At 38.3% G+C, this 12,318-nt stretch carries 11 protein-coding genes; 7 read left to right on the top strand and 4 right to left on the bottom strand.

From position 1 onward, the window contains the following. Positions 1 to 57 precede the first annotated feature (57 nt). Entirely contained in the window at positions 58 to 1,218 is a 1,161-nt protein-coding gene (locus tag GGR22_RS06955) for an ATP-binding protein (RefSeq protein WP_182493058.1), read from the top strand. Here the strand turns inward: GGR22_RS06955 and GGR22_RS06960 are convergent. Beyond that, the gene (locus tag GGR22_RS06960) at positions 1,207 to 3,561 is read right to left on the bottom strand and encodes a DUF5686 family protein (RefSeq protein ID WP_182493059.1); all 2,355 of its coding nucleotides are present in this window, start codon (positions 3,559 to 3,561) and stop codon (positions 1,207 to 1,209) included. The genes GGR22_RS06955 and GGR22_RS06960 overlap by 12 nt on opposite strands. A gap of 161 nt (positions 3,562 to 3,722) precedes the next feature. On the opposite strand from GGR22_RS06960, the gene GGR22_RS06965 reads away from it, so the two are divergent. Continuing rightward, positions 3,723 to 4,451 carry a metallophosphoesterase family protein gene (locus GGR22_RS06965; RefSeq protein WP_182493060.1) on the top strand — a complete coding sequence of 243 codons (729 nt, stop codon included), beginning with the start codon at positions 3,723 to 3,725 and terminating at the stop codon, positions 4,449 to 4,451. A 51-nt stretch (positions 4,452 to 4,502) separates the two neighbouring features. Next, a complete protein-coding gene (locus tag GGR22_RS06970; protein WP_182493061.1) occupies positions 4,503 to 4,988 on the top strand; it encodes a DUF6646 family protein in 486 nt (161 codons plus the stop codon). Positions 4,989 to 5,079: 91 nt separating this feature from the next. Here GGR22_RS06970 and GGR22_RS06975 read toward each other — a convergent pair whose 3' ends face one another. After that, positions 5,080 to 5,424: a peptidase associated/transthyretin-like domain-containing protein gene (locus GGR22_RS06975; RefSeq protein WP_182493062.1), complete on the bottom strand. Its 345-nt coding sequence runs from the start codon at positions 5,422 to 5,424 to the stop codon at positions 5,080 to 5,082. Positions 5,425 to 5,608: 184 nt separating this feature from the next. Here GGR22_RS06975 and egtB point away from each other — a divergent pair, with 184 nt between their 5' ends. The 4 genes from egtB to GGR22_RS06995 all read left to right on the top strand — a co-directional run bounded on the left by egtB (position 5,609) and on the right by GGR22_RS06995 (position 9,663). Then, complete coding sequence (gene egtB, locus GGR22_RS06980) at positions 5,609 to 6,754, top strand: ergothioneine biosynthesis protein EgtB (RefSeq protein WP_182493063.1); 1,146 nt, start codon at positions 5,609 to 5,611, stop codon at positions 6,752 to 6,754. A 6-nt stretch (positions 6,755 to 6,760) separates the two neighbouring features. Continuing rightward, complete coding sequence (locus GGR22_RS06985; RefSeq protein WP_182493064.1) at positions 6,761 to 7,720, top strand: L-histidine N(alpha)-methyltransferase; 960 nt, start codon at positions 6,761 to 6,763, stop codon at positions 7,718 to 7,720. Positions 7,721 to 8,105: 385 nt separating this feature from the next. Beyond that, positions 8,106 to 8,915, top strand: coding sequence for a sensor histidine kinase (locus GGR22_RS06990; RefSeq protein ID WP_246336924.1), 810 nt, complete (start codon positions 8,106 to 8,108; stop codon positions 8,913 to 8,915). Position 8,916: 1 nt separating this feature from the next. Continuing rightward, positions 8,917 to 9,663, top strand: coding sequence for a LytR/AlgR family response regulator transcription factor (locus GGR22_RS06995; RefSeq protein ID WP_182493066.1), 747 nt, complete (start codon positions 8,917 to 8,919; stop codon positions 9,661 to 9,663). Between the two features lie 4 nt (positions 9,664 to 9,667). On the opposite strand, the gene GGR22_RS07000 is transcribed toward GGR22_RS06995, so the two are convergent. Both GGR22_RS07000 and amaB read right to left on the bottom strand, forming a co-directional pair. Next, a complete protein-coding gene (locus tag GGR22_RS07000; protein ID WP_182493067.1) occupies positions 9,668 to 10,567 on the bottom strand; it encodes a DUF6268 family outer membrane beta-barrel protein in 900 nt (299 codons plus the stop codon). Positions 10,568 to 10,739: 172 nt separating this feature from the next. Then, positions 10,740 to 12,293 carry an L-piperidine-6-carboxylate dehydrogenase gene (gene amaB, locus GGR22_RS07005; protein ID WP_121375632.1) on the bottom strand — a complete coding sequence of 518 codons (1,554 nt, stop codon included), beginning with the start codon at positions 12,291 to 12,293 and terminating at the stop codon, positions 10,740 to 10,742. Between the last annotated feature and the right edge of the window lie 25 nt (positions 12,294 to 12,318).

The following is a 12,318-nucleotide window of genomic DNA, read 5'->3' on the forward strand; positions in this document are numbered from 1 at the left end:
TTGTTGGATTTTTAGATTGTTACGATCTAAAAGTCTAACAGTCTAAAAATCCAATCCATGATCAACAAGCGTCTGCTCATAAAAAATCTTCTCGCTCACAATGACGAGAGCAGCTTTTATGACAAAAAGCGCCAGCTGAATCTTCATACCCGCGAAGGAAAGGGAAAATTCCTAAAGCACATCTGCGCATTGTCGAATTCTAATCCGGCAAACAATTCGTATATCGTCGTAGGCGTTGAAGACCATGACAATGAAATTGTCGGGGATGATTTTTTTGACGACAGCCGCATCCAGAATCTTGTGAATGCTTTTTTAGAAAATCCGCCAAAAATCCAATACGAAAATGTTCCGTTTCCGAATCTTCCAAAAGACAAAGTCGTAGGTTTGGTAACGATAAAACCAAGCAAAAGGGTGTCTTTCTTCAAAAAAGGAATTCATACCATTTTGGCAAAATCTACTTTTATACGAAGAGGAAGCAATTCGGTTCCTGTGGATGAAATTCCAAGCGACATCGGCAAAAATTACCAAAATATAGAAACCGTCATCAGCATTGAAAACAACTCTCGCAATAGTATCGAACATACTTTAGAAGGTGTCATCGATTTTATGAACAATCGCCATAAAGACATGTCTCCGAAGTATAAAGTTTTTAAGGAATTATTTGTCGTCTGCTGGGCTGGGCATAAAAAGAAGGTCAAGGAAAAAACCTATTTATCCCGCGTAGACATTGAACTGGTCAATGAACAGGTGAAGCTTTTTTATTCAGCCCTAGATGAAGTTTCAATCGAATATGACAACCATACGTTTTCGATTACAGAATACCTTCCACTCGGACTGAATGACAAAACGAGTTACTATCCTTTAGAAAAACAGACGATTTCTTTTTACGACAACGGCTATTATAAAATCGAAACGCAGTTTCTTTTTGAGCCGCCGCAGTACAACAGAAAAGTACTTTTTCACATCTACAATTCCAACTTATCGCTTCTTTCCAAATTAGACAAAGGATTAGCCCTTTCCGAAAGAGAAAAAAAGGATCTAGAAAATCTTCCTTCTACCTTTATGATCTGCTATCTCAACGGTTTTGAAGATGCCAAGCAAAAACTCATTGATGCGAAACTTTTGCTGAAAAGCTTCGAAAATCCGACAGTTTATGTGAGCTTTAAGGAAGCTATGCGAATCTTGCGAAAGATGAAATACGATACATCACTTGATTGACATCGATAGCGAGAATTTAAAAGCCAGATTGTCATTAAATTCTGAATGTGAGTAAGCTCCATATCGGTAATATACCCCAAACCCTAATCCGAGGTAAGCCACATTCATATAGTTGACTTTAAAAATGTTGTCAATCTGCAGGCCTGTTTCTGTAAAAATCTTATCTTTTGTCTTGAACCCTATCAATTGATGAACGCTTTTGCTCGACAAATCTCCCCAGCCGATATTATTATGCCAAGTCACACCAGGCTGGAATTTTCCGGATTTGAAAAGCAGCCCTCCAAAATTGTGCGAAAGGAATAAGTTGACATAACGATCCGACAGGAATTCATACGGACGCAGAGTCTGAAACGTATTTTTCATGATAATTGCAGATTTGCTGTCATAACCTCCTTCTCCCGTAAATAAAAGTCCGTATGGTAACGGATTATCAACAAAACCAGCTTCTATGCGGTAATCGGTCTGGCCAAAATTCTTCGTGAAGAAAGACTGTTGGACCGTAGCTTCAATCTTGTTGTAACTGAAATTGCTGTCCATAAAATTCTTGATTCCTTTAGTATACGCAAGATTCAGAACCGGATAGGTTGTGCCCATCGAATATCTTTGGTTAAGGCTGTTTATGAATTTTTCCTTATAGGCAAATCTCAAGTTGATTGTCAGGTCTGAATTGGTATAATCCACATAATCCTGACCGTTATATCGGAAGACATAATCGTACTTCGGATCGGTTTTCGTGTGGTTAAAATCTACCTTGAATCGCAAATATCGCAGGGTTCGAAAACTAAAGTTCAGGTTAGACTGCCGAATCATGTCGTATTGAAATCCGATATAATTCCTAAAATTATACAGGCCAGGCTCATAACTATTCAAGCCATAGTTGCCCGTTTCAATAAGATTTTGCTGGAATTTTGCTCCGATCTTCATTTCGTTTTCTTTAGAAAGCTTATACGAAACTTCACCTCCGTATTTCCAATCATGATCTTCCAATCCGTAGCCGAAAAATCCGCCGAGTTCTAAATTTTTGAACAACTTATCGTTGGTATAGATGCCTGTGCCCAAACGAAATCCTTCGTATTTATTATAACTGAATGTTTTCGACAAGTCGATATCAATTGGTCCTATTGGAATCCTTCCTTGCGAAAATCGCTCCATAAAGGTCAATAGGCCGTCAAAATTCGCTTTCTTTCCAATGCTATCAATAACTCTATACGTAGTTTCTTCGGTACGATTTAATTTTTCGGCTCGTGAGTTCGCCCAAAAAAGACTGTCTTTTTGGGCTGCATTTTCATCCATCCGCACCGATTCTAGCGAAAAATCCTTTTTCCGCAGTGGCACATCTACCTCAACCTGATCAATATAGCTTTTGCCGTCAATAAGCATCCCTATTCTTGGCGTCGGGAATTCGTTAAAAACCAAGGCATAATTGAGCTGTTGCGGAAACCAATATTTATCGTCTACTAAAACATACTGTTGCTGTATCTTGATATCAATTTTACCTTTTTCAAATGGCGAGGCAATTACATTCTGCACGGCATATTTGTTCGTGTTGATGTATAAAAACCCTTTTAATCCTTCGAAATTTTTATTCGGTAAGGGTTTAAATGACAGGATATAGACCGTATCTTTCTGCTGATAGATTGTATCTTCTATACGGAATTTATACTTTTTTAAGCTTCCCGTGCTGATCGGGTTCAGATAGTTGATATTGAACAGCTTGATGTTATCTTTATAAAAAGAAAAAGGCTGGAAATCTGTTGCCAATGAAGCAAATGTAGGGTTCGTAAATCCAGACACTCTAGTTGCGACTACAACTTCTTCGCTGACATCTGGTTTTATAAATTTTCTATTGGTTACAGATTCCATCATAAAAAAGTGGCTCCCTTTTAGCTTTTGGCGCATAAAAATACTGTCCCTTTTATCAGCCGATTCAGACCTGTAATCATAAATCAGCTTGTTATAAGACCTATATTTGAACGAATTAATATTCTCCGGATTGTTAATTTCTTTATTCGCGATTACCTTCCTCATTATTGCATTGGCTGGATTCTCGCCAGATTCTATCACTACTTCCGTCAGGTCAAATTTTGATCGAACCAGCGCAATCACTATTTCAGTATCTCCTTTTGAAACAGGCGTTGAAAAATTTTCATAACCCATATAACTGCAACTGATTGTTGAAATCGGAGAGGAACTCTTATAGGAAAAAAGCCCCTCAATATCAGAAGAAACCCCTTTGCGACTGTCACCATTAATCAAGACCGTTGCAAAAGCTAAGGGCTCTTTAGTTTCAGAATCTATGATTTTTCCTTTGATAGTATTCTGGCCGTATAAAATTTGGCCCATAAGAAGCAAAAAAACAAGTAGGGGGAAGATGTTTCTCATAGCAATTTAAAAAAGTAAGAATTTTAAGTTAAATTATCATTCCTAACAAAACGATAAATATGAATTTTTCTTTTACATAGTCGATTGTTTTTATGATATTTGAATTCAATACTTTTAATTCAATGAACAGAACCCTAATCATTGGAGACATTCACGGCGCATTGAAAGCCCTGCACCAAATTTTCAAAAGAGCCGATGTAACCAATACTGACACTTTGATTTTTCTTGGCGATTATGTCGACGGCTGGAGCGAATCTCCCGAAGTAATTGACTTTTTAATCGCTTTAAAAACTACGCACAATTGTATTTTTCTGAAAGGAAACCACGACGATCTGCTATTGCAATGGTTGGAAGCAAAAAAAGACAATCCGCAATGGTTCAATCATGGCGGACGGCTGACTATGGAAAAATACAACCTTCTGTCACAAGACGAAAAGCAAGTCCATATTGATTTTCTGAAAACTTTGGAAAATTATCATCTCGACGAGCACAATCGCCTCTTTATTCATGCCGGATTCACCAACCTCAACGGCGTTACGTATGAATATTTTCCGAAAATGTTCTATTGGGAACGAACGTTATGGGAAAATGCGCTGTCCTTGGACAGCACTATAGAAAAAGACAGTCCGTATTATCCAAAACGATTCAATCTTTACAAAGAAATATTCATCGGTCATACACCCGTTACCAGAATTGGAGAAACTGTTCCTATCAACAAGGCCAATATATGGAATGTAGACACTGGCGCAGCTTTCAAAGGACCGTTGACGATATTAGATATTGATACTAAGCAGTTTTGGCAAAGCGATCCGGTCTATCAGCTGTACCCTGAAGAAAATGGAAGAAATTAAATTTGTTTCAAAAATTCATAAAAACCCATATATTTGCACAAAATATTAATTATGAATAAAATTATAACATTTGGTTTACTTTTAAGTGCTTTTTTAGGAAATGCTCAAGCTTTTAATGGTAAAGGAGATAAAAAATTTCAAGTGGGAGCCAATTTTCAAGATCATGCAACAGGAATTATGGCTACGTATGACTATGGAATCGGAGAAAACATGTCTATCGGAGGCTATACTACTTATTTATTAGGCGTAGACGGCGACGGCTCAAAGTTTGAGGACCGATTTGACCTTAAGGCGCGTTTTAATGCTAACATCGGAAACGTGATGGGCTTGCCTGAAAATTTTGACATTTATCCTGGATTGGATTTAGGTTTACGAAATTTCGGTGGGCATTTGGGCGGACGTTATTTCTTCACCAACGGATTTGGCCTATTTACCGAATTCAATATTCCAATTGCAAAATATGAAAGCGACGTGTTTGGCTATGAACATCTGAACAACCAATTCGTCTTTAGTTTTGGCGCATCGTTCAATCTATAATTGAACCTGCTTTATATAGAAAATCCAATTCAATAGGAATCGGACCTCTGAAATAATAACGAAAAAAGTCCCGGTGGTATCGGGACTTTTTTTATTCCGGTTGCAACGCAATGGTTACATTCTTCGGAATAACGTGACATACATCTGCAGTTACTGTTATCAAACCTGAAGCAAAAGATTGATAACCATTTGCAGATACTGTCAGAATATAATTTCCTGGCCTTTCAAATGCTCCGACAAAAGTCGATGTACTAGTCGATCCGTATTCTAATATTTCAGAATAGCTCCCATCCGTAGCAGTAACAACTATTCCTTCCTGAAGCTCCAGATTAGTAACGGCATCTTTGACTCTGACAACTAGCCCTGCACGAATTTCTTCAGTGCAGTTCACACTACCATTATCATCATCGCTATTGCACGAAAGCAGAATAACCATAAAAAAGAACAAAATATTTTTCATTCTCCATAGCAATTTCTATAGAGATGCAAAAAAACTGTCGAGGTTGCTTCAACTGCTTAAAAAAATTTCAACAAGTGTTATAAATAGGTTAAAAATCAGTTGCTTTCAAAATGGCTCTGAAACATTCTTCGTAAATTAGATATATTCAACCATCAATAAAATGACACTTTCAGACCGTTATAATTCCGTTAGAAAACATACCGAACATCTCTGTAGCCCATTAAAAACAGAAGATTTCGTACCCCAGCCCGTCAACTTCGTGAGTCCGCCGAAATGGCATCTGGCGCACACCACATGGTTTTTCGAGCAATTTGTCTTGAAAGAACATCTTCCAGACTATACTCCTTTTGATGAGGACTTCAGTTTTCTTTTCAACAGCTATTACAATTTTGTCGGAAAGCGTGTTTTTAGGGCCGACCGAGGAAACATCACGCGTCCGGGAGTGCAGGAAGTTTTTGAATACCGCGCGTATGTCGACATGCACATGTCCATACTGCTACAGCTTAAATCAGAAGAACTAAAAGAGTTGATAGAATTAGGACTGAATCACGAACAGCAGCATCAAGAATTACTTTTGACTGATATAAAATACATTCTCGGAAACAATCCGATTTTTCCAATCTATGACGAAAATATCGAGTGGGAAAACCAAAAAAATGCCGAAAGCGGATTTGTCAAGATAGAAGAAGGCATCTATGAAATAGGTTTTGAAGGAGAAGGCTTTTCTTTTGACAATGAACATGGCAGGCATAAAGTATATCAGCATGATTTTGAAATTTCAAAGTCCCTGGTTACCAATTCAGATTATCTTGAATTTATCAACAGCGGCGGCTATCAAGATTTTAGTTATTGGCTGGATGAAGGCTGGTCATGGGTAACTGAAAACAAAATTGAAGCACCCTTGTATTGGCATAAAATTGATGGAGAGTGGCACAGCTATACGCTCAAAGGATTAGAAAAAATAGATCCTGATGCCATCTTAACGCACATCAGTTTTTATGAAGCCTCTGCTTATGCTGCATGGAAAAAAATGCGACTGCCGACAGAATTTGAATGGGAAATCGCCGCCGATAAATTGGATTGGGGAAAACGTTGGGAATGGACAAACAGCGCCTATTTACCGTATCCTAATTTCAAAAAACCAGAAGGCGCTATTGGCGAGTACAACGGGAAATTCATGATCAACCAGATTGTCCTGCGTGGTTCTTCCTGCACTACATCGCCACACCATAGCCGAAAATCCTACAGAAACTTTTTTCACGCAGACGAACGCTGGCAATTCAACGGCATTCGCCTTGCAAAATAACTGCTTATGAACACAACGCCACAAATTTATACTACCGCTTTTGCGGAAGATGTCTTAGAAGGACTGATTGCAAAAAAGAAACATCTTTCTTCTAAATATTTTTATGATGATAATGGAAGCCACATTTTCCAGCAGATCATGAAAATGCCGGAATACTATCCGACAAATTGTGAATTCGAGATCTTGTCGGAGCAGTCAGAACAGATTTTAGAACGGCTTGAATTTAAAGGCAAATTCAATATCGTGGAATTTGGCTCTGGCGATGGCACAAAAACAAAACAGCTGCTTCAAGCGTTTTTGAATAAAAATGCTGATTTCACCTATATGCCGATTGATATTTCTGAAGAAGCTATTCTGATCTTAGAAGAAAACATCCGCACCTCGCTTCCAGGAATCAAAATGCAATCCAAGATTGGTGATTATTTTGAGGTTATAAAAGACATTTCAAAAGAGAACACGCCAAACTTATTCCTTTTTCTTGGTGGCAATATCGGAAATTATAAAAAAGAAGATGCCTTTGACCTGCTTCAGAAATTTGCTTCGGGCATGAAAAAAGGAGACAAGCTATTATTAGGAATTGATTTGCAGAAAAGCCCAAGAATCATACAAAAAGCCTACGATGATCCGCATGGTATTACGAAAGCCTTTAATATCAACCTGCTTCACAGAATCAATCGCGAATTGGATGCAGATATCGATGTGAGCCAATTTGATTTTTATTGCCACTACAATCCCGAAAATGGTGAAGTCAACAGCTATCTGTACAGCTTAACGAAACAACGATTCTACAGCCGCGTGCTTAACAAGTCGTTTACGTTCCAAAAAGATGAAACGATCTGGACGGAGCTTTCGAAAAAATATAGTTTTATAGAGATAGAGGAATTGTCCGAACAATTGGATTTTAAAGTACTTGAAAATTTTCTAGACAGTAAGCAGTATTTTACGGATAGCTTATGGGAGAAATAAGCAAAAATCATTCATACCATGAGTAACTTCTGCTTTTAGTCAAAACACACATGCCATTGGTCAAATATTTTTTTTAAAGAGCAATAATCTTCCCTTCTTTGCATAGTATTCCTAACTTTAACGAAGCAAGAGTATCTTTGCTCCTTTCCGCATGAAGAAAAATTCACAATACCGACATTGGCTATTTATAAGCATCTTTTGGTGCGTATTAGGCTTTGCAATATGGGCACAAATTATTCAAGATTTTAGCTTCTCGTATGCCGTCTACCAGACAATGCTTTTCTTACTATTTTCCATTACTATATCCCACACTCTTAGCGACATTTTACTACCAAAAGCTCTGGATAGAGGTAAGATGCGGTTCTTTGTAGTACAATTCATTTTTATGGCGTTTCTTCTCGCCGGATGCTTGGCACTGATTTCTATTGTATTTGCGAGCCATGAAATAGGAGAACCTTTTCCACAATCCAAATTGCCAGTTTTAGAGCATTTTTGGTTTCGTTTTTATACTTCGATTCCGGCAGCTCTTTTAATAAACGGCACAGCTTGCGGCCTTCGTTTTTACCAAGAACATGGGATAATGGAGAAAAAGCATGCCTTGCTAAAGCAAAATCATTTAGAAGCACAAATTAAGATATTGCAAGACCAGATCAATCCACATCTGATGTTTAATGTGCTTAATCATATCCACATCCTCATGCAGCGCGATGTACCTCTTGCTTCGGAATTGCTTATAAAATTTTCGGATATTCTACGTTATCAATTGTATGAATGCAATCGCGAATATGTACTGCTGGAAACAGAAATCAAATACCTAAAAGATCTTGTGGGTGTTGAACAAGTGCGTTGGGGGAATGAATTAGATGTCGATTGTAGATGGGAAATCCAAAATGGCAATCTCCAGATTACGCCATTATTATTGATGCCTTTGGTAGAAAATGCTTTCAAGCATGTTTCTAGGTTGCCTCATGAGAACGGTTATGTCAATTTGCTATGCAAACAAGATGGCGAGCATCTGATGCTAAAGATAGAAAATTCTTATACCGAACACTATAGAGCATTGTCGAATGACCATGGACTTGGATTAGAAAATGTACGTAAAAGGCTCGACATCCAATATCCAGACCGTTATGATCTGACTATTGAAAAGACAGAAGATAAATTCACAATTATTCTTACTTTAGTGCTCAACTGATATGAACTTGAATCCAGAACAGCCATCGAAACCTCTAATTAAGTGCCTCGTTGTTGACGATGAACCTTTGGCGCGCAATAGCATCATCGATTTTATTGAAAAAATAGATTTTCTAGAAGTTGTCAGCTCTTGTGCCTCTGCACTCGAAGCATCAGAATACATTCAAAACGGACAAGTAGACTTACTGTTTCTGGATATCAACATGCCCTATCTTTCTGGACTGGAATTTTTAGATTCTTTAGACCGGCCTCCGATGGTGATTTTCACGACAGCCTATTCTGAACATGCTTTAGAAGGATATCGTCTGCAAATTGTAGACTATCTGCTAAAGCCTATTACGTTTCAACGGTTTTATCAAGCTTCTTTAAAAGCACAGCAATTATATTCGTTGACTGCTTCGGCAAAACAGCAAGTTCCGGCTGATCCATTTTTATACATTCGCCAAGGAGAAGGTTTTCAAAAAATATCATGGGTTGACATCCTTTATATTGAAGGAATGCAAAACTATGCCAAGCTGCATTTTAAAAATCAAGTTCTAATCATCCATCAAACCATGATTTCGTTAGAAGAAACGCTACCGAAAGAAAAATTTTTTAGAATTCATAAATCCTTTTTAGTCAATATCGACCATATCGATTCTATTGCTGGCGGACGCCTTTCTATTAATAATCAGCAACTACCTATTTCAAGAACACGCAGGGAAACACTCTTAAAAGAGGTAGTTTATAAAAATTTGTTGAGCCGTTAAATTGCTAGAACTTCCATTTTAAAGCTGCAGCACCATAAAACGTAGTCGTAAATCTTGGATTGGCCATATCTTTTTCTTTAAAAATATCGCTTATCTTTCTATCGTTTGTCTGAAAAGAACGCGTCAAAGTAGAGCCAGCTGTCAATTCAAAAATCCAGTTTTCTCCTAATGTAAACTGAGGCCGTATCCCTGCTATTATTTGCTGATACCCTAACAATTTCGATTTTCCATCTTTCGTAATTTCAGCCGTCATGCCATCCAATTCAACAACGGCTTTCAGATCGAAATTAGGAGCAAATCTATAACCTATTTCCGCTCCTTCTGGAAATACAACCTTAAAATGCAATGCGCCTTGAGTCTCCCAATTAAGGTAAATTCCAGGCAATACCATTGGAACACCAAAAGCATTAGTCAGCACCGGCCCAAATCCGAAAGCCAGATTAGGTTTGAAATTTTTAATAAATAAAACACCTCCTTGTAAAAGGACATCGTCGATAGTAATTTGTTCCATATCAGTATATACTCCAACAGATAGAGTTGCCATAATGGACCATTTGCCACCGATAGGACGGATATGCTTCACTCCAACTTGAGCATTCATCAGCTTCGTCGGAAATAATTTCTCGTCATAATATTTGTTTTCCATAGCCGCATAGCTTCCCTGAAGATACAGCGACCAAAATTTGGGCTTATTCTCTTCAATCATCGTAAGTGACAGCGGAATTTCCAAAGCGCCTTGTATTCTTTTAAAATTGCTTTTAGAGTCTGTCTTTACGCTGTCGATTGGACGAACATAATTAGAAAAAGGCACATAATCTGCCTTGACTTGTCCTGAAATACCCGTTTGAGCTACGCCAATAATCGGCGTAAAAAATAGTACTAAATAAAAAACCTGTTTCTTCATGTCAAATTTATTTTTGCACGAAGTACGCGGTTCAACGGCACAACATAAAATTCATTTGACGAATGGCTCAGCCTTTATGACGAAAGGTTTTATTGCGGAAAACAAAAAGTCCTAAAACAAAAAATCCCGCCAATTCTCATCAGCGGGACTCTTAATTATGTATGTTTAATTCTTACAAATCAAACTTGATTCCTTGCGCCAATGGCAAGTTTGTCGTGTAGTTGATTGTATTGGTTTGTCTTCTCATGTAAACTTTCCAAGCATCAGAACCCGATTCGCGACCGCCACCTGTTTCTTTCTCACCACCAAAAGCACCGCCGATTTCAGCACCAGAAGTTCCGATGTTTACGTTAGCAATTCCACAGTCAGAACCAGCAACAGAAAGGAATCTTTCTGCTTCACGCAAGTTGTTTGTCATGATAGCAGAAGATAAACCTTGTGCCACGCCGTTTTGAAGATCGATCGCGTTTTCAACTTCTCCTGAATATTTCAATAGATATAAAACTGGCGCAAATGTTTCGTGCTGTACGATTTCAAAAGAATTGTCAGCTTCTGCAATTGCAGGTTTTACGTAACATCCGCTTTCGTAACCTTCGCCAGAAAGAACACCGCCTTCAACAATAATCTTTCCACCTTCAGCAACTACTTTATCTAAAGCCTTGTTGTACATTTCAACGGCGTGCGTATCGATAAGCGGTCCAACGTGGTTGTTTTGATCTAACGGATTTCCAATTTTTAATTGTCCGTAAGCTGCAACGATAGCATCTCTTACTTTATCATAAATGCTTTCGTGGATAATCAAACGACGTGTCGAAGTACATCTTTGTCCTGCAGTTCCTACGGCACCGAAAACAGCACCGATAACTGTCATTTTAATATCTGCATCCGGAGTTACGATGATTGCATTGTTTCCTCCTAATTCCAATAAAGATTTACCTAAACGTCCAGCAACAGTTTGAGCAACGATTTTACCCATTCGTGTCGAACCTGTAGCAGAAACCAAAGGAACACGAACATCAGAGGTCATCCACTCTCCTACTTTGTAATCACCATTGATCAAGCACGAAATTCCTTCTGGAAGATTGTTTTCTTTTAAAACTTCAGCAATAATGTTTTGGCAGGCAACGCCGCATAAAGGTGTTTTTTCAGATGGCTTCCAAACACAAACGTCTCCGGCAATCCAAGCCAAGGCTGTATTCCAAGACCAAACGGCAACTGGGAAGTTAAACGCAGAAATGATTCCCACAACTCCCAACGAATGGTATTGCTCATACATTCTGTGTCCTGGACGCTCAGAATGCATCGTCAAACCGTGCAATTGGCGAGACAATCCTACTGCGAAATCACAGATATCAATCATTTCTTGAACTTCTCCAAGACCTTCTTGCAAAGATTTCCCCATTTCGTAAGAAACCAATTTGCCTAAAGCTTCTTTTTTCTCACGTAATTTTTGACCAAACTGGCGCACGATTTCTCCACGCTGCGGTGCTGGCATTAATCTAAAAGTCTTGAAAGCTTCAGTCGCGCTTTTCATTACTTTTTCATAATCTTCTTTAGTAGTTGTCTTTACTTTTCCGATTAACTGACCGTCAACTGGAGAATAGCTTTCTAAGATTTCCCCATTTGAAAACCAGCTGTTTCCTGTTGAAGTTCCTTCATTAATTGCTGCCAAGCCCAATTGCTGCAAGGCTTCAGTCATTCCGAATTGATTTGCTGTTGTTGCCATTTATAACTTTTTGATTGTAAATTGT

Source organism: Flavobacterium gossypii (assembly GCF_014138495.1).
Taxonomy (GTDB): domain Bacteria; phylum Bacteroidota; class Bacteroidia; order Flavobacteriales; family Flavobacteriaceae; genus Flavobacterium; species Flavobacterium endophyticum.